This window comes from Sphingobacterium tenebrionis, from assembly GCF_037126265.1.
Lineage (GTDB): Bacteria > Bacteroidota > Bacteroidia > Sphingobacteriales > Sphingobacteriaceae > Sphingobacterium > Sphingobacterium tenebrionis.
On the sequence record NZ_JAYLLN010000010.1, the window covers coordinates 1 to 18,678 of the forward strand.

At 35.0% G+C, this 18,678-nt stretch carries 22 protein-coding genes and 1 tRNA gene; 18 read left to right on the top strand and 5 right to left on the bottom strand.

What is annotated here, in order from left to right; translation table 11 throughout:
- Positions 1-151 precede the first annotated feature (151 nt).
- The 14 genes from VJ786_RS05895 (at position 152) to VJ786_RS05960 (ending at position 11,084) form a co-directional block, all read left to right on the top strand.
- Positions 152-481: a hypothetical protein gene (locus VJ786_RS05895; protein WP_134776573.1), complete on the top strand. Its 330-nt coding sequence runs from the start codon at positions 152-154 to the stop codon at positions 479-481.
- Positions 474-1,250, top strand: a complete 777-nt coding sequence (locus VJ786_RS05900) for a hypothetical protein (RefSeq protein ID WP_134776574.1) — start codon at positions 474-476, stop codon at positions 1,248-1,250. Before VJ786_RS05895 ends, VJ786_RS05900 begins: the two co-directional genes overlap by 8 nt.
- Complete coding sequence (dnaB, locus tag VJ786_RS05905) at positions 1,247-2,602, top strand: replicative DNA helicase (protein ID WP_134776575.1); 1,356 nt, start codon at positions 1,247-1,249, stop codon at positions 2,600-2,602. Before VJ786_RS05900 ends, dnaB begins: the two co-directional genes overlap by 4 nt.
- Before the next feature lie 11 nt (positions 2,603-2,613).
- Complete coding sequence (locus VJ786_RS05910) at positions 2,614-2,793, top strand: hypothetical protein (RefSeq protein WP_134776576.1); 180 nt, start codon at positions 2,614-2,616, stop codon at positions 2,791-2,793.
- 5 nt (positions 2,794-2,798) lie between these two features.
- Positions 2,799-3,512, top strand: coding sequence for a hypothetical protein (locus VJ786_RS05915; protein ID WP_134776577.1), 714 nt, complete (start codon positions 2,799-2,801; stop codon positions 3,510-3,512).
- A gap of 6 nt (positions 3,513-3,518) precedes the next feature.
- Positions 3,519-3,998, top strand: coding sequence for a hypothetical protein (locus tag VJ786_RS05920; RefSeq protein WP_134776578.1), 480 nt, complete (start codon positions 3,519-3,521; stop codon positions 3,996-3,998).
- A complete protein-coding gene (locus tag VJ786_RS05925) occupies positions 3,973-4,617 on the top strand; it encodes a hypothetical protein (protein ID WP_134776579.1) in 645 nt (214 codons plus the stop codon). The genes VJ786_RS05920 and VJ786_RS05925 overlap by 26 nt, the downstream gene beginning before the upstream one ends.
- On the top strand, positions 4,614-5,042 hold the full coding sequence (locus VJ786_RS05930; protein WP_134776580.1) for a hypothetical protein: 429 nt from the start codon (positions 4,614-4,616) through the stop codon (positions 5,040-5,042). The genes VJ786_RS05925 and VJ786_RS05930 overlap by 4 nt, the downstream gene beginning before the upstream one ends.
- Positions 5,043-5,048: 6 nt before the next feature.
- The gene (locus VJ786_RS05935; protein ID WP_134776581.1) at positions 5,049-8,603 is read left to right on the top strand and encodes a hypothetical protein; all 3,555 of its coding nucleotides are present in this window, start codon (positions 5,049-5,051) and stop codon (positions 8,601-8,603) included.
- A gap of 1 nt (position 8,604) precedes the next feature.
- Entirely contained in the window at positions 8,605-9,537 is a 933-nt protein-coding gene (locus tag VJ786_RS05940) for a hypothetical protein (protein WP_134776582.1), read from the top strand.
- The gene (locus tag VJ786_RS05945) at positions 9,515-9,970 is read left to right on the top strand and encodes a hypothetical protein (RefSeq protein WP_134776583.1); all 456 of its coding nucleotides are present in this window, start codon (positions 9,515-9,517) and stop codon (positions 9,968-9,970) included. Before VJ786_RS05940 ends, VJ786_RS05945 begins: the two co-directional genes overlap by 23 nt.
- 35 nt (positions 9,971-10,005) lie before the next feature.
- The gene (locus tag VJ786_RS05950; RefSeq protein WP_134776584.1) at positions 10,006-10,356 is read left to right on the top strand and encodes a hypothetical protein; all 351 of its coding nucleotides are present in this window, start codon (positions 10,006-10,008) and stop codon (positions 10,354-10,356) included.
- Between the two features lie 40 nt (positions 10,357-10,396).
- On the top strand, positions 10,397-10,528 hold the full coding sequence (locus tag VJ786_RS05955; protein ID WP_262708801.1) for a hypothetical protein: 132 nt from the start codon (positions 10,397-10,399) through the stop codon (positions 10,526-10,528).
- Between the two features lie 136 nt (positions 10,529-10,664).
- On the top strand, positions 10,665-11,084 hold the full coding sequence (locus VJ786_RS05960; protein WP_134776585.1) for a hypothetical protein: 420 nt from the start codon (positions 10,665-10,667) through the stop codon (positions 11,082-11,084).
- Between the two features lie 11 nt (positions 11,085-11,095).
- On the opposite strand, the gene VJ786_RS05965 is transcribed toward VJ786_RS05960, so the two are convergent.
- Positions 11,096-12,229 (bottom strand): leucine-rich repeat domain-containing protein, encoded by a 1,134-nt coding sequence (locus VJ786_RS05965; protein ID WP_134776586.1) that lies wholly within the window; start codon positions 12,227-12,229, stop codon positions 11,096-11,098.
- Between the two features lie 404 nt (positions 12,230-12,633).
- Positions 12,634-13,785 (bottom strand): AbiH family protein, encoded by a 1,152-nt coding sequence (locus VJ786_RS05970; RefSeq protein ID WP_134776587.1) that lies wholly within the window; start codon positions 13,783-13,785, stop codon positions 12,634-12,636.
- Positions 13,786-14,020: 235 nt separating this feature from the next.
- On the opposite strand from VJ786_RS05970, the gene VJ786_RS05975 reads away from it, so the two are divergent.
- From VJ786_RS05975 to VJ786_RS05985, 3 genes are all read left to right on the top strand, one after another.
- Positions 14,021-14,566 (top strand): hypothetical protein, encoded by a 546-nt coding sequence (locus tag VJ786_RS05975; RefSeq protein WP_134776588.1) that lies wholly within the window; start codon positions 14,021-14,023, stop codon positions 14,564-14,566.
- An 11-nt stretch (positions 14,567-14,577) separates the two neighbouring features.
- Positions 14,578-14,739: a hypothetical protein gene (locus tag VJ786_RS05980; RefSeq protein ID WP_167554230.1), complete on the top strand. Its 162-nt coding sequence runs from the start codon at positions 14,578-14,580 to the stop codon at positions 14,737-14,739.
- A gap of 261 nt (positions 14,740-15,000) precedes the next feature.
- Positions 15,001-16,323: a site-specific integrase gene (locus VJ786_RS05985; RefSeq protein WP_134776589.1), complete on the top strand. Its 1,323-nt coding sequence runs from the start codon at positions 15,001-15,003 to the stop codon at positions 16,321-16,323.
- Positions 16,324-16,903: 580 nt separating this feature from the next.
- On the opposite strand, the gene VJ786_RS05990 is transcribed toward VJ786_RS05985, so the two are convergent.
- Positions 16,904-16,988 (bottom strand) — tRNA-Ser (locus VJ786_RS05990).
- Between the two features lie 141 nt (positions 16,989-17,129).
- Between VJ786_RS05990 and VJ786_RS05995 the strand changes: the two genes are divergently transcribed.
- Positions 17,130-17,714: a hypothetical protein gene (locus VJ786_RS05995; RefSeq protein WP_134776590.1), complete on the top strand. Its 585-nt coding sequence runs from the start codon at positions 17,130-17,132 to the stop codon at positions 17,712-17,714.
- 2 nt (positions 17,715-17,716) lie between these two features.
- On the opposite strand, the gene VJ786_RS06000 is transcribed toward VJ786_RS05995, so the two are convergent.
- Positions 17,717-18,118, bottom strand: a complete 402-nt coding sequence (locus VJ786_RS06000; protein ID WP_099367462.1) for a helix-turn-helix domain-containing protein — start codon at positions 18,116-18,118, stop codon at positions 17,717-17,719.
- Positions 18,119-18,149: 31 nt separating this feature from the next.
- Positions 18,150-18,677 carry a DUF1573 domain-containing protein gene (locus tag VJ786_RS06005; RefSeq protein ID WP_099367560.1) on the bottom strand — a complete coding sequence of 176 codons (528 nt, stop codon included), beginning with the start codon at positions 18,675-18,677 and terminating at the stop codon, positions 18,150-18,152.
- Position 18,678: the final 1 nt, after the last annotated feature.

An 18,678-nucleotide genomic window follows, 5' to 3' on the forward strand; every position in this document is an offset into this window, starting at 1 on the left:
AAAACCATGATCAATATGGAGCCACAAATCAAATCAATGGGTTATAAGAGCATCCTGGAATTCTTTCATAAAAATCCAAGTGCAGTCAATCCCTGGTTAGACGGTAAGAATGAAGGAAAGGTATTTATTTCTTCTTTAAAAATTGACAACCATGGATTACAATAGATTCAGGGACCAATTAGACAGCGCCACAAGACGGGAATTTGATTTTGAAATGATTATGTCAAAATTGAGCTTCATGGGACACGATGAAAGATTCGTTTACTACGAAAGCATCCTAACGACTGGTTTTACAACTTATGGAAGAATGGATAAGTCCACTAAAGTTGTTGAGTTGGATATTATTAAAACTATCAGAGCTCAAGGCTATTCCAGCTTGAAGGAATATCTATATAAATTTCCAAGCATGGTTAATTATGTTCTTGATGGACTAAATCAGGGATACTTATTTATAGACAGGAAAGGGATGAAAAATGAGTGAGTTAAATAGCTATAAATTATCTCGTGATTGGTTTGATTTTGTTCACCTAAATCCGGACAAAGTTACGGGAAACCATACAGCTCTATACATGTGGCTAGTGGAATTAAATAATAGATTACAATGGCGAGAAAAATTCAACATCACTACTCGTGAATGCATGGATGGCATGTCTGCAAAAAGTAGAAATACTTATTCAAAATGTCTCCAAGAATTAATTGATTGGGGTTTTGTGATAATGCTGGTAAAAAGTCATAACCAGCACCAATGTAATGTAATTAGCTTGCTCAAAAATTGTGCAAGCACTGATACAAGCACTGATACAAGCACAGTAGCAACCACTGTAGCAATCACTCATACTATTCATAAAACAAAGAAACAACCAAAATCAATCAAACTAAGTAAAGAGGAATTTTCTAAAAGCTTGATAAAGGAGGGTGCAGACCCTCAACATGTAAATGATTGGATTGCGGCTTTAGAAGAAAAAACAGTTTCTTTTACTTTTTCCTTCCTTGAGGGATTTAAGGAAAAATGCATAAACCAAAATTATCCTATCCCATTAGCTGTAAAAAAATGTGCTCAATTCCAATGGAAATCTTTTGATAAAGATTGGCTAAAAGAAGAATCTAAAATCAAAGAAGGTATGATTGATTTGGGTGATGGAATTTTTTTATCTCTATCTGATATCAAACAAATGCCAATTTCTGATAGGGAAACATTATACAAAAAAGGTTTAATAGACAAAAAGCTTGCTAATATTCCAGGATTATGATAAAAGAAACATTACAGGCCCTAGTTATTGAAGAAATCGTATTAGGCTCACTTTTCGAAAGACAAGCCCTTGAAAACGTAATTGACAAAATTTCAATTGATGCATTTACCACGCCGGTTAATCAATCAATTTTCCGGGCAATTAGAACTTTATACACGTCCTCTTTGGGAGTGGATCTTGCTTCTGTAAGCAACCAAATTGAAAAGAACGGAGATAAGAAACTTTTTGGAAATGATTCAATCCCATTTAGATTAACCGGTTTGTTAGATAGAATTGTCAATACGATCAATATTGAGCAACATATTCACATCCTTAAGGAGTTTCAAATCAAAAGAGAGTCGATTAAATCAGCAAATCAACTGATCAGGGATTGCTATGATCCTACGAAGGATGTATTTGAGGTAATTGGCGCATTCAGAACGAACAATGACCATCTTTTGCATGAAGCTCTAACCAAACCGGAAACAAGCCAACTGGAAGCAGTAAACGAGGCTTTTAAGCAAATTGAAGAAAACGCACTTAAAGCAAAGAATGGATTAACAGGAATACCATCGCTAATAGATGATCTTGATTCAATAACCGGCGGGTGGCAAAATACTGACCTTATCGTTTTGGCTGCAAGGTCAGCAATGGGTAAGACATCATTAGCATTGACTTTGACCAATAACGCTGCAGTTTCTGGCTATAGCGTTGCATTCTTTTCGTTGGAGATGGCAAAAAATCAAATTCTATCAAAACTTTTTTCAATTAACAGCCAAGTTCCATTTGAAAACATTCGAAAAGGTAAAATGACCTCTGAAGATTGGTCTCAACTTAATTTCTGTATGGATGATATTTCTCAATTGCCTATCGTTTGGGACGATGCTAAAATGGGTATAACTGAACTTATAGCAAAAGCTAAGCGCATTAAACGAAAATATGACACCAAACTTTTTGTAATTGATTACTTACAACATATTAGTAGTGTAGCACATTCAAATACAATTACAAGGGATCGCGAGATAGGTCAATGGACTCAAGCGCTTAAAAACCTAGCTAAAGAATTGAACGTGCCAATCATTGTTTTGAGCCAACTGAGCAGGAATGTTGAAAATAGAGCCGACAAAAGGCCTATGCTTTCAGATTTAAGGGAATCAGGATCAATTGAGCAAGATGCCGACATGGTACTTTTCCTTTATCGACCTGAATACTACAAGATAGAAACGGATATTCTGGGCAATTCTACAGATGGCAGAGCGGAGATCATAATCGCAAAGCACCGAAACGGAAGATGTGATACCGTCTCTGCAATATTTGATAAGAATACAACCGGTTTCACCAGTATTACTGAAGAATTTTACAACAATATTTAAATAAAAATGCAATGGAAAAAGAAGAATTAGAAAACGAAAAACGAGAATTAGAATCTCGCTTAAAAGAAATTGATTTAGAAATGAAAGGGATGTCACGTCCAGCATTAGATGTACTCAACGGGCTTAAAAAGCAACAAGAGGCTAGAGACAGACAAAACACACAATATAAAGCACAAAGTAAAAAATATTAATACGTATGGCACAGAAACTAAAAAGTAAGATGGTTTATTATCACTCACAAAGTGAAAATATTTTCAGAGAAAGAATGCCACAAATAGCAATATTGGTGAACTCAATGAAACCACATTTGCAAAGGCTCGGATTTTTAAATGGAGATAAGTTCACTAAAATTGCCAAGAATATTCTTGAAAACAAGTATTCTTTAATTGACGATATGATTACTGATCAAGTTAAAAAGAACGGTGGAAATATCGAATATGTCGAAAATCAAATCAGGAAAGACCTCGAGGAAAAAAAGCGTCAACTAGTATCTTTAGTAGATGTAATCAATTCAAAAATTGAATCACAAAGAGATATGGGTTTACAAAGGCCTAGTGGCCGTACAATAGATTATAATCAATGCCTCTCTCAAAATTTTCTTTCTATCGACGAAATAAACGACGTCTTTCTAGTGGATGAACAATCTGTTATTAATGTTAAGTCAAGATTTGAAATCCATTTAGAAGGAGATGGCCTAAGACTCTTTGAAGAATTATGTAGCGTGGCGGACATCTTAAACTCGATAATTGAGCGAGTAAAAAAGATGGGGGTCGATACCTTCTATTTCTCTCCACTGGATTTATTGATAAGTGATATGAATCAAAAAGACTTTAAAGTTGATTCATTAGAAATCTATTCGCTGTTAGTGAAATATGGTGAATTAGTACCGGTTTGGGAACAAGAAAATTAAAAGAACATGGAAAAAGTAGACATAATCGAAATAAAGAAACCTGAAGTAATTTCTATTCTTACTATCGACAGGCCATTGAAAAGGTCATTGATCGACTATATCCTTCGACGGGAACCGAAAATAAAAAAGGAAAGCTTTGAAATTACCTCAACAAAATTGGGTGTTAGGATCAGATACGCCCAGATCATGAGAAAGATGGATAGCTTTACCATGTCCGAATCAGTAGACATGATGTCCCTAGGTTTATTTCTTTCTTCTGAGCACGTTGAAAACCTTGTTTATGCGATGGCGGTACTGGTTGTAAACGATCCGTTCAAATCACCTCCAAAATGGCTTTGCGAGCAACTAAAAAAAATGAATGAAGTAGAATTCAATCTATTAAAGGATGTTCTGTTAAAGGCCTTGGATATGCCTTCATTCATTCAATCTATTGTCATTTTAAAAGGGTTAGGATTAACCTATGAAGAAAATGGAGATTCAGAATAGCAAATATTTGAATATGAGGTTAGCCTTTGGCGTTCTGTCAGAGGCTAAGACCTCAATTATTATGGATGATATGGAGATAGTCTTTTCTCCACCTAGTTTTGGATCCTATTTATTGTTCACTAGGGAATTAGGTAATATGGAAAATCTTGTTTTTGATCTCAATGATTTGGATCTTTTATATAAACCCTTATCAATAATTTTTTTTGGTAAAAATGTTATTCCAGATTGGTTCAATACCTTTCTCATGAACCTAACTAATGCTGACCTTCTAAGGATCATCCACCTTGTTAAGAATTCTGTTGTAATTGATGAAATATACTCAATGTACGGACTGGATAAAATCAAGGCGTCCTCTGACGATTTGGATAAATCACCTAAGAAGAAATTTTGGGCAGGTAGTAGGAAGATCAATTATTGGGAGATGATGGGCAATGTTGTTAAGTTCTGGGGGATTTCATTCAACGAGGTAATTTGGGGTTTATCCTATCAGAACATTCTATTGATGAACATGAGCATTCCAAAATTTGACAAGGAAGGCAACAAGATTGAAGCAGGTGGAGAGCTTACCGGAATGCAGTTTTTGCAAAACTTGAAAGCAAAAAAAGATGCAAGCAAATGATCAATTTAAAGATTAAAAATGAAAATCAGATTTTAAAAGTACTCAAGCAGAAAACTGAAAAAGTAATTGAAGAAGCAGCTGAAAAACTTTTCCAAATGGGCCAGTCAACAATTAAGGATGCTAGGGACAATGCTAAGTTCATGAATCACACCAATAACCTTAGAAGCTCTTTAGGTGTAGCTGTTTCGCTTAACGGCAAGATCCTCAAATCAGACTTTGAACTTGTCGGTGATGGGAAAAAAGGAGATGGTTCAGATGGTTATGCTAAAGCTGAAAAACTGATAAATGAAAGAGTTGAAGAATATAAGGATAAGCTATTGCTGATTCTTGTAGCTGGTGAAGATTATGCAATGTATGTAGAGAATAGAGCAAACAAGTCAGTTCTTACAACATTTGCGAGACAATTAATAAAGAAATTAAAATAGATAGAGATGGCAATAGAATTGAATGATGGAGGTGCTGCACTAGAGTTAAAAGCAACTTTAGACACGGCAGATATCCAAAAGAAATGGAAAGATCTATTAAATGGGTTAAAAACTGAATCAGATAAATTTTGGGAGGGAGTGAAAAAGAACCCTTCTGGATCCGGTCCCAAATTACCTGAGTTTGACGCCAATGCGGCCAAGACAATTCAAGGTGCAATGGTTGCATTGGGGCAATTGGAGGAAAAGGCCCAAGAATCGGCTTACCGATTAGCAGAACTTAGATCACGTGTAACGGAATTGAGCCAGGCCAAAGCAGAATTAAAGAGACAATTGGCCGCTGGAACTCTTTCCACCGAACAATATAACAAAGCCCTTGGAGCAATCGAGATTCAGCAACGACAAGCTGCAATTTCATTAAAGGCACTAAATAAAGATATCCAACAATCTATTCAACTGGAAAACGTTGCAGCTGGATCATTGGAAGAAGGTAGAATAAAACTAGCCCAATATAATGCTGAAATCGTGAAGATGGGCGGTGCAATGGATGGGTCCAACAAGGAAGTAAATGAAATGATCGCCAAACAGCAGGAGCTCTACAAACAGGTTTCTGCAATGGAGCAAAAGATGGGAACTTATGGCCGTAATGTAGGTAACTACGCTTCGGGGTGGAATGGAATGCAGAATTCGATCAATCAAATGACCAGAGAATTACCCGCATTTACATATTCCGTGCAAACTGGTTTTATGGCTCTGAGCAATAACATTCCAATTTTTGTTGACGAACTGAATAAGGCCGCTTCAGCTAATAAAGCATTGACTGCTGAAGGAAAAAAAGGAGTTCCAGTATGGAAGCAATTAGTTAGTGGTTTGTTCTCATGGCAGACAGCATTATCAATTGGAATTACTTTACTTACTGTTTCTGGAAAAGAAATTGGTGAGTGGGTGAAAGCATTGTTCAAAGGCAAAGATGCTTTAGCTGAACTCAAAAAAGCCAATCAAGATTTCAATGCAACCCGTTTGGAAGGAACTAAGAGCGCCCAAGGTGAATTGACCTCTTTAAAAACTTTGTATAGGGCAGCTACTGATAATAAACTTTCCTACAATGAAAGGTTAAAAGCTGTAAAGCAGCTTCAGCAACAATATCCGGAATATTTCAAAAAAATGGATACCGAGGCAATACTTGCCGGAAAAGCAACAAATGCATACGGACAACTTTCTAAATCTATACTTGCAACAGCTCAGGCCAGGGCTTATGAAAATAAGATTACTGAAATCAGCACAAAGATGCTGGAAAACAATGATGCTATTTTGGAAAAGCGTAATTCCGTTTCAAAGCGTGATCGATCTAAAATGCAATTCGAGGATGATCTTATCAAAAATGGTGGTATGGTCACTTCTGCATCAACATGGGGTAGCGGTACTTCTGCGCCCAGAAAAGCCCTTGCAGATGCCGATATTATGGAAAAGGCCAACAAAAAGCTTTCCAAGCAAATCAATAGATATGAGAGTGAAATTGATAAATTGATCAAAACAAATGGTGTATCTATCATAACTGGTGATTACGGCGATGGAAAAGCTCCAAAGATCAGTACCAGCGAATTGAATGAATATAAATCCCTTGTTGATAAGATTGCAGACATTGACAAAGAATATGCCCGTAAATTCATGGATTCCAATGAAGCAGAAATACAATCAGTCAGGGATAAGTTTGCTGAAATTAAGAAAGAAATCCAAGAATACAATAGCAAAAATCCAAAGATTAAAATCAATACAACTGTTATCGATCAGATAGAGCAACGTGCAGTTAAGGAAACCGAATTCAAACAAGGCACCGATGAGTTAGTTAAGGATCTTGAGGAACAGAAGCGCATTTATGATTCGTATAACGCCTACGGGAAAGAAGTTGGAGAGAAAGCTGCAAAGGAACATTTCAGTGATCAATTATCCATCGTTGAAAATTTTCGTTCAAATTTAGAGGCTGAATATTTAAAAGCCTCAACCTTAGAGGAAACTACAATGCTTAGCGGCTTCAAAGGCACTACGGCCAAATTGACCCTAGCTCAAAAGGAAAGAGTGGACGAATTAGGGAAAATGAAAAAAGCTGCGAAAGATCAGGACGAGCAAATGGCTAAACAGGAATTCGCAGATGCTCTATCTTTAGCTTCTACCTATGATGACGATGTACTTAAACTTCAGCAGGAATATCAGCAAAAACTAAAAGTTTTGGGCTCAAAAGCCACTGAGGAACAAAAGGCCCAATTGAAAAAACGATATGACGAAGAGATCAGCTCATTGACTAATGTAAACCTTCAAAAGCAGGTTGAATGGGAAAAGGTCTTTAATTCACTTCAGTTTTATTCTAAGAAAGCAACGGATAAAGTTTTGGACGATATTCAGACCAGATTAGATGCTGAATTAAAAGCAGGAAAATTGACCAAACAGGATTATGATCAGTTGACAAACGAACTGAATTCAGCAAAGACCCAGAACAATATCGATAAGTCTTGGATTGCTTCAAAATCAGCTTTGGACAATTATAGGAAATCGCTTAAGGAATACGGGAAAGAAAGCGATGAAACCAAGAAAGCGCAAAGCGGAATGTTTTCAGCACTTTCAAGGGACCTGGCTGATGCTTCTGGACTCATTGGCGATCTTTCGGGCATGCTTGATTCTCTGGGGGCCAGTTCTGGCCTTCAGGACACTATCCAAAAGATAGGCTCTTTAACTGATGGATTAAGCGGAGTTGCAGCAGGAATAGCTTCAGGGAACCCAATTGCCGTGATATCAGGATCTATAAAAGTTCTGACTGCAGTTATTGATATTTTCAATACTAAGGACAAAAAAATACAGAAACAGCTAGATAGGTACCAAGAACAATTATCTTCATTGGAAAGTTCCTTTTCTAAGATTGACAAACAATTGAACGATTCAGTAGGTGAAAGTATCTATGCAAACAGTGAGCTTGCAATTAAGAATCTAAGGGAGCAGCAAAGATTGATGTCCCAAATGGCCAGAGCCGAGGAACAAAAGAAGAAATCCGACAAATCAAAGGTGCAGGGATATAAGGATGGTATAAGTCAGATCGATGATGAAATTGCAGCAATCGAAAAATCAATGAAAGAAATGCGTGTAGGGACAGATATCAAGCAACTGTCCCAAAGTATTTCTGATGCCCTTATTTCTGCCTTTGAGGAAGGTGCTGATGCAATAGAAGCAACTGACAAAGTATTTGATAAATTCATAAAGAATGCTCTCGCAAACAGCCTAAAATTAAAATACATCGAACCGATAATAAAAGGATTGATCAATGATCTGGATTCTTTCATGGAGGCAAATGACAATAACCTTGCTGGATTCAATTTTGAAGGGTACAAAACCCAAGTAAATGAAGCAGGGAAAATGATCGGATCAATGTTGGAAAACCTTTATGGAGGTTTGGGCCTGAAAAAAGAAAGTGAGAGTAACACAAGGGGGCTAGAAGGTTCGATATCTAGGGCAATTACTGAAAGCTCTAGTTCTGAGCAATTGGGAATTATTGGAGTAAAAATTAAAAATATTTAATATGTCAGGATATTCAGCATTATACATAAGAACAGCAGAAACAGATTATATTTTCTTAGCAAACGACACAGCTGCGATGATTAAAATCCCACTTATAGTTGGAGATAAAACCTACGATAAGACACATTCAAAGTTTACTTCCAAAAATTTTTATTACCAACACTTAAAATCAAGCATTATTGTTACCGGCTCAGTTGAATTAGGGATAAAAGTTCATGAATTTATTGAGGACCAAAATATTGATAGCTATGATGGATTATTAGATTCCTTGCGGAATGATCTCAATACCTATTTGAAGGATTTTATTGATAACTATCCATGGGATCTTTCAAATAAATATTCCTATCCAGGACTTTTAGGGCAAATAATTGTTCACGGACTATCAACTCTTGACAAAAACGGTAATAAAAGGCCAAGGAACTTGCTGTTAGGGAGAAGGTTACACTTTTTAAGGGATCGTGTTAAAGATTGCGGAACCATAAACCCTGAAACTGATGATTATGAAGGGAATGTATGTCATTTGAACGATGATCCAATACTTCCAATGGAAGAATTTGAAAAGATCGCCGATGACAATCAGAAGCTGATGAATGAAAATTTCTATCTAGGTTCAATGAACATTGTTAAGCAGCAATTGATCAGATCGAACGAGCTTTTTAATGAATCTGATCGAGAAAGAATATTTTCCGCAGGGGAAATCCATCTAACAGTTTTCCAATGCAATAAAAATGATCGCTATGGAGATACCTTAACAGTTTCCCAAATGCTTGTACATAGGTTCGATGACTACGAAGATATCCAAAAGGAACAGCAGCAATTGCAGGATCGCTTGAAAAATGGTTTGGTAAAACACGATGTTATGTCCGAAATGGTCAGCGATACTTTAAATAAAATTAGAAAGGAAAGACAAAATGAACATTCAAGAAATATATAATGCTGCCTACAAAGCCGGAGCATGCACAGAAAAAGGTCTAAAAATGATTAGCCGGGCAAATAATGTGAATGATCTAATTGATTTGATGAAGTCTCCACAGGGAATTGAATTTTGTATGAAAAACCAATTTCCGTCTTTGGATCTATTGAACGAGTATAGAGAACAATTAGAATCAAATAACATCTATCCTAAAGGTACAGATAAAACGATTATAAACCCTCGATTTGTAATTGTTTTCGGGGGCTCTATAACGGTCCAAGTCGATGATTTCAACGTTTGCGAGATCTATGCAACAAACGATTCAAAAGTCATTGTGAAGGCCTCAGATAATGCTTATGTTTCAATTGAATTACATCATGATTCGATAGCTGAAACAACAAAAAGTGGAAAATCTAATATCTTATTGATTAACAAGACATTGGTTAAGAAGTGAATTACTAAAGTAGTTAAAAGTAGTAATTAGTGATTATGGAAAAGAAACAGGTAGGAAGGCCCCCAGGCGGTAAACGTTTAGGGGGCCGCGCAAAAGGAACTCCAAACAAAATTAATAAAGAGGTGCGGGAGATAATTAAAGACATTGCCAGCGATTATTTTAATAACGGAGAGTTTACCAAGGATTTTAAAAAACTAAGTCCCAAAGACAAGATAATGGCAATGGAAAAGGTTATGAAATTTGCCATTCCTACACTATCATCGGTTGACGCTAAAGTTTACACAAATCAACAATTGGAAGATAAAGTTAAAAATATGACTGATGATCAATTTTTCACCTTGGTTGATATGGCCATGGGAATAAACGAAGATGATGATGAGGAATAATGAAGACATAAGTCAAGATCTTTCTGAAAGGAAATTGCAGATGAGGAAAATGATAATCGAAGGCATAAGAAACGGTGAAGATATTTCCATGGACCGATGGCTTTATGAGAATGATACCGAAAATGGTATTCCGATTGAATCATGGTTAGAGGCAAATGAAGAGGATTTATAGATGGGGGAAATTTCCCCTATCTAAATGTCCGTAATTCCGTGTATGTAAAAGTTCGATTTTACCACTTTTGAAAATTATGAAGTGGTTTTAAACCACTTTGGAAAATAAATTAATTCACTTCAACAATCAATATTAAATGACAGCCGCAGTAATCATTGACCACCTTTTTACGCTCTTATGGGAAAGCGATATCAAACAAACGATATCCGGAAAGATAAGAAAGTTCAACCGGCCCACAAATAGCAATAGAGAGGATATAACCATAAATATATTATCCGTTGACTTTGATCAGCTCCAGGAAGGAATAGCAAATATTAACTTGTTCGTACCAAACCCAAAATTTAATGCTATGATTGAAGGCAAAGATGTTGTTTTAACTGATATCCCGGACCAATTACGAATAAATAAATTGTTAGGTGATTTAAAGGCAATCCTAAAGCACCATTACGATGCTGAAAAATATATTTTGGTTGAATTAATGGAACAATACATTATGCCTGAAGTAAACCAGACGGTTGTAACTAATCGTTTAAAAGTTACTGTTAAAAACACTTAATTGATAAAAACTTATACACCTAGAAATTTAGTAATAGTTTCACCAAGATTATAATAAACTAAATCTTTTTGGTGGATATCAAGTGAAGCCAAAGGGTTTTCTAACTTGTTTATTGCCTGAAATTTTCTAAGATTAGATTTGTTATAAAGACATCTTCTTGCAATTATCGGAATGATCCTAATGCCTTCTTCCTCTAATTTTTTTAAAAGTTTTGGAACTTCAGTTTTCATTATAAATTCTGAAGCTAAAAAGCTTTGCGAGACAATCATTATTGCTATACTACACTCGTTTAGTTGAGATTCAATTTCCTCAAACCAGTCACTTCCTACAGGTATTTGTGTGTCAATCCAAAAGTTGAAATCTATTTCAGGCATAATATTCTTTATACTCATTAACATTTCTTCAACATCATCTTTAAATACACTATCCTTGTGAGAGTAACTCACAAAAATTTTATGTTTCTTATTCGCATCTATTTTTATATCCTCTTTCATTACCTCAATTCTGTTGCCCATTTGATCATCATTAAATTTTGTCAAATTTATGGTATGAATTAAATTACCTTTCTTGTCGAAAAGAGGTTGTAAGGGGTTGCCTTCTAAATAAATATTTGGCCCAAATAAATACAATCCTCTTAATTTGGTTAATCTTGATTTTATTGCTTCGATAGGAATGACATCAAAACCCATATTATTTAACCATAATCTTTCTAGCTTTTCTAGGTCTAATATAACATTTGGGAAATAAGCAAAATTATTATTCGAAACATTTAAATATCTCAAATTTTTTAAATTGTTTAAGCCTTCAGGAAGCTCCACAAATTTATTATCAGCAATTAGCAACTTTTCTAATCCGTATAATTGACAGACTTGTTTGGGAATTGATTTTAATCGATTGCCATTCAAGTTTAACACTTTTAGATTTATAAGTGATTCAATATTTGAATAAATAGAAGTTATTTCATTTTTAGAAATATCTAGAACTTTAAGATGTCTCAATGAATAAAGTTCCTTGGGTAATGTTTTCAGCTTGTTACCACTTAGTTTTAAAACTTTAAGGTTCTTGCATTCAAAAACTTCATTAGGAATTTCAGTTAATCCCTGGTCAGATAAATCAATTTTACTTCTGTTGTTTAGCTTTCCCATTAATTTTTATGACAAAATTCGAATATATTAAAATATTCTCTATTTTTATGGTCCCTATGGAGGATGGGGCTAAACGAATGTTATGACAGCCGATGATTCAATAGATCGAGATGGTCTAAATGCGATGAAATCACTGCACATAGCATTTGGCAAATAAAGTGTAGGACAAGTAAATGGGCAAGTTGTACCAACTGTTCCAACGGTTTGGTTCTGGTGGATTTAATGCAATTTTACTGTTTTCGGGGACTCACTCACTACGGTAACCTCACGATTAAAAAGCTTTACCCCCTGAGCCGGTTCGACCACTCAGGGGTTTGTTTTTTTAATTGTAAAAAAGTTTGGATTATGGTCCTTGAATAATTTTTTAAGATTTATATCTTTAATTAAGAAGTATTGTAAATTATTTAATATTGGCTTCCAAGCATAGAACAATCCACCTTGTTAATTACTCTATTCCTCATCTTAAGTTTGTTTCTAAAGTGCCTAGAGATATTTTGTGTAATTTCCGTATAGTTGTCATCGTTATTTCCTCGTTGCCAATAATAAGGCTTAATTGCAGCACAATTGTCATGCTCAAATATCATATTAAGCAATGTTCTGTCAGAAAGCCCACAGGAATGACCCCAGATATAAACTACATAAGAATCAGAATCAATAAAATCAATTAACTCTTTATAATTAGTATTATGGAAATAAGCAAAAGATTTGATGTGTGTAAGGAAGTCATTATTATTTGTTTTTTCCATCTCTAAATAATCAGAGTCAATTTCATCTCCAAATCCAAATACTGGTGGATTATTTCTTTGGGAAAGACTTCCATGAATATTTATATTATAATAATTTCCTCTAGATAACTGATATGGCAAACCAGTATAGTTAAAGTTCAAGAATGTAATATTTTTAAATTTTATTTCTCGTTTATGTTCATCTTCGTAATCATCATCTCCTAGCTTTTCTATGTGAAACTTATCAATTACTATTTTGGGGTTTATTCCCCCTTCTGCACAATAATTAAAATCATAAGGTACATTTGCTCTACTAATTACTTCCTTTAAATACTTTCCCAAGTATATTTTAATAAAATCTAGATCCTTATTGATTTCAATAAGTTCTTCATCCATAAATCGTATTTGAGAATTTTCATTTACAAGTCTCTTTAAAAGAATTTTTAAATTCTTATAGTAAATCATCTCAATGTCCACCCAATTCTTTTCAGTTTGATGCCTTAAAAGTTCATTAAGCAATTGAGATTTTATATCAAAATTTAATCGAAACATCATATCACCAATAATAAAATCATAAATACCTTCATTTTGAAAATTGTATTTATTTAAAAACATAAAATTTACAAGTTCATGAAGTGTAGAAAAGGTTTTCAGGTTTTGGCCGTAGTAAATTCGCTCACAAGAAATCTCTAATAATTCGTTTGAAAAATATTGGTCATTTCCTTCAACGTTAATACTTGAAACAATAAGCCATTTAATGAAATCTGAATATCTAGAGGGTAAGCCACAATGAATATCAAATCCATTTCCAACAATAATTAGTTTGTTCATAATAAATAGTTTGGTTTAGCAAATATACAATGAATACAATGGAATACATTAAGATACTTTTCCCTTGTTATTATCAATAATATTTTGCATTTTTGAAGTGCGAACATAGATGTGGAGCAAGTCCACTGAATAATCTTATTAACAATAATGTCTAGGCATACTGGTGAAAGTCCAGAAACCCAACGTTTCACGTCTGTGTTCGCGGTGACCTAGACTATTTATAAATTTTCAAATTATGCGAACACAGGAAAAAACAACCCCAGCAAACCAAATCATTGATCTCCCAAGCCTATTGGAGATCGCAACCGATTCAATTGAATTGGGTTCAGTACGTCTAACTGCATGCTTAAGAAGCATTAACAGGCTCAGACTAATGATTGAAGACAAAAGCCTTTTCCCAGAAGGTGATGACAATGTTCAAGAAATATTCAATGCAGCTTCTGAAATGGAATTAATGCTAGAAAAGGCTGAATCCATTATGAACGAAATCTATGAACCTAGCCTTTCAGCGTTATCTAAGATCCGTCTTTTCTCGGAAAGTGGATTACCAAAATTGATCTCGAGCGCAAAAAGTTTAGAGGCAATCAATAAGATTTGGAATAATAATATTCCATTGCAAAAAGATCCAGAGTTCATAAAGTTGATTGGATTGAAGAAGATCGAATTATCAACAACCAAAGCCGATCTTTCCAAAATCTTCGAGGAATCACCAATAATTCAAAATGACTTTGAGTTTATTGGCAAGTTGACGGCTAAAAGACAATCATTAGTTAACTGTTAAATCTGGATATCATGAACATTCAAGCATATCATTTAGGGCAATTGAAGAAAGTAAAGAGCCGCTATATTGTTAGAGAAGACAATCAGATAATTGTGGTCAATGAATTTGTGGATGGAGGGTCTACTATGGAATGGATCGATGAAGATGTTTTGAGTTCTATCAAGGAATTTTAATATTAATTCTCACGATCATGTACGATGCAATGGTATATCAAAAATTGCCTCATGGTACAGAGGTGATTTTTATCCGATTGATTGATGGAGTTGAAACTATATATGAAGATTGGTTTGATCATCACGATATCGAAAGGATAGCAAAGGAAAACATTGAAATGTTAGGGCTTTGATAAAGTAACATAAACACACACTATTACGTTATTATAATCCCTATCAATAAAAAGGTAGGGATTATTTAATATCACCAAAGACGACATTATGACTATTCCAAAGATTTACTTAAAACGAAGGTCTAATGAAAAAGATGGCCAATTGTGGCTTTACTACTCCCATGGATCAGATAAAAGATTAGAATACTACACCGGATTGCGTATTGAAAACCAATTCTACAATGAAAAATACTGGCTAAGCAATACCAAAAAACCGATTATGAAAGGTTTTATGTATTCACACCAATATAATAAGAAGCTTGAGGAAATGAAATCATTTGCAGTCACTTTGGTTATCAATGAAAAGATACATGACAACGATGAACTTAAAAAAAGGATCACAAAAGAATTCAGAGTAGAGAAAATCAGCCAAAGCAAATTTCCGTCCACAGAATCCTTGACAGACCAAAAGGACATCAACCAACCCAATTTTGGTTCCGTTGATTTTATTTCCTATTGTGAGTTTGTCCAAGCTGAACGGATAAGCGGTAAACGGCCCATTATCAGCGGAAATAGACAGGGGCTTAATTACAAGTATAACAGCTTGAAAAATCCGTCCACTACGATATCATCCCTGAAGGAATATGTTAAGTATAAACGGATAAAGCAGCTAAGTTTTAATGATATTAATGTTGCATTCTATAACGATTATAGAAATTACCTATTGAACGTAAAAAAGAAAAAGATAAGTACTTTTTCAACTCGGGTCAGGGACATTAAAGCCTTTATGAACGAAGGTATTGATGATAAATTACACCAAAACACCGGGCACAAAAATAAAAGGTTTATAGCCCCAAAATATGAGAGTACTGGAATTGCTTTAACACTGGAAGAAATTAGAACTATCCAGGACGCTGACATTGATAAATATTATCATCATGTTAGGGACCTGTTTTTAATCGGATGTTATACGGCTTTACGCTTCAGTGATTATTCAAGCCTTGAATTGGTGGAAATTGATGACAGCTTTATCAGGCTTAAACAGAGTAAAACAAACAATAGGGTTTCAATACCAATTATGAAGGGCTTAAAAGAAATATTGTCCAGATATAACAATAAATTACCACCACCTTGCAGCAATCAGCATTTTAATAGAACAATTAAGAAAATATGTTCATTATCTGAGATCGGATTAGATAGAGTTTATGAGATCGATAAGTACGGCAATAAAATTATGTGGAGTTCAAAGGTTACAAGCCATACTGGCCGCCGCTCCTATGCAACAAATATGTTTAAGTTAGGGGTTCCAACCATCTTAATTATGTCTGCAACTGGCCATAAAAAAGAAGAAATGTTTTTGAGGTACATAAAGGCCACCAATGAAGAGAAAACAAGAATGTTAGCTGACTGGATGGAGAAACTAGATATTTAATTTTTATAGAAACCATAAATTTTACGGTATAGATTAATACATAATAATTTGGGCTGGCCTAAATTTCGGCAAGGGTAATTAATGTCGGAATTTCCAATATTATAAACACCCAGAATTTTGGGTATTAAATCCATGATCGGTTTTAACCCTTGTAATTTCTGATCACAAATAGCTCAAGGAAATTTTCCCCTGACCTTTTAAATCGTCATCCTATCCACTGACTAACGAGGGATCAGACAGTTTATAATGTGATTTAAAGTAACCTTTTGAAAAATTATTTTCGAGCATTTTATTTCGCAGAATATTGCGTGTTTAAAGAATCTCCCCCCAAAGTTGGGGTTTGATGTATTTTTTATGCTGCAGAAAAAATAAAAGCCCGATTGAAATCGAGCTTAAATGCATTTAAAAATTTCCTTTCTTTGGATCTTTAAAACAAAGATATGAAAATAAGAATGGTTAAAAAGATATATTAAAGTATTTTTCAAGCCAAAAATTAGACTTAAATGTCCCCTAAATTGTCCCCCTGCTAAAAACGAAAAAGCTAAACATCTTATTATTAAATGTTTAGCTTAAATAGTTGCGGAGAGTGAGGGATTCGAACCCCCGAACCTGTGACAGTTAACGGTTTTCAAGACCGCCGCATTCGACCACTCTGCCAACTCTCCGCGACAAAAGTAGAAATTTTCATCCGTTCTCCAAAACTAAATTAATATCCCGCTGAAAATGAGCCCAATTATTTTTTTTGGTAATTTTAAGCTATTTTACATTTCAAATTACCTTGTGAACTGAGGACTGGAACGAACGAAATGGAGAATTACATTAAAATCATAGAAGAATATCGAAAAACCCAAAACAACAACCTTTTAACTGTTTTTGCCTGTAAAAGCAATAATGAAAAACAGCCAGAAGAACTAAGGGACCAGAACTATTGGCCGAGGGTTCGATTGATAAAGACTTTATGGGAAAACTATACCGCAGCCGACAAACCACTCCTTAAATGGTTGATAAAAGAAGAGGTTAAAGCGCAGCAGGAATGCATGATGCCGGTATACGCCTTAGATATTGCTGCCTATATGCTCTACAAATACATGGATCTATCCGATGTGTTCGACCTGTTCTTTGCCAAGTTCGCTTCTAGTAATGAATTCTACCTGGACATCGAGCTGGTATTCGGCTATAACAGAGTGGAAACCAAACAGTATCTGCAAACCGAAGGTGCCAACCAACCATATGCCAAGGACATCCTAAAAACCATTGAAGGTTATGAGGATGCCCTAAGTCAAGGTGCCATTTACAAAGATCGTGATGCGTACATGAAATACTTTGAAGAACGTAAAATAAAAATCCTATTCAATGAATTGGAAAATGCGAAAGCATTCTATATAGAATAAGATCAAGCAGTTTTTTCATCAAAAAACACGATAAATTGGGTCGGATTAAGTCCAGTTTTATCCTTGATGCTCTTCGCAAATTTACCATAGGAAGAAAATCCAGATAAAGCCGCCAAATAAGTCAATTTGAAATTGCGAGCTTCCTCTACCGTCCGCAAATAATGCTCCAGATAAGAAATTCGTAGGTTATTGATGTAATTCGGAAAATCAGCGCCTTTGTTTTTATTCACCACAAAGGATAAGTATTTTGTATTACAACCTATTTCCTTCGCTGTTGACCCTATGGAACAGGCAGGATTTAAAAAAGCTTGATGTTGTTCCCAAGATTCCAAAGCTCTTAAAATCCTTGTCTCCGTTTCCAGGTTCATGTATTCCTTTTTCTGACCGTTAATTAATGCTTCCATAAGCAGAAAATTTGTGTTTATATTTTGTTAATTATTTAGTTTGTTCTTCATCAAATCGCATATAATAGCCCTTGTTATTGGCAGTACCATCTACCAGGTCTTCTATATTGCCGTTCTTTTCCTTTTCCATCAGGAATAGTTCTTCATAATCCTTCGTATACATCGCATCAGGCACCACGTTGACATCGAATACCAATTCCATTTTTTCCAGCTTTTCGAAATTGCCATAGAGCTCTATCCAATGCTTCACAAAACCTACATTCTTTGTACTGTTATAGGTCATGCTGATGAACCCCTCTTGCCCTGCCGGAATCGTCTTGGTCGTATTCTTATTCAAGACGATGCAACCACAGGAAGTTATAATGTCCGTGATGATCAATGGTGATTTTCCGATGTTCTTCACCTTGAATACCACATCCAGATCCTGGCCTGTTTGGATAGGGTAATAATGTCTGCCATTATCCATTATTTCCAAACTGGTCTTTTCATTTTTAGGGTTAAAACAGGCATTTAGCGACATCAACCCTATAAATCCTATAAGCAGCATGTTATTTTTCATA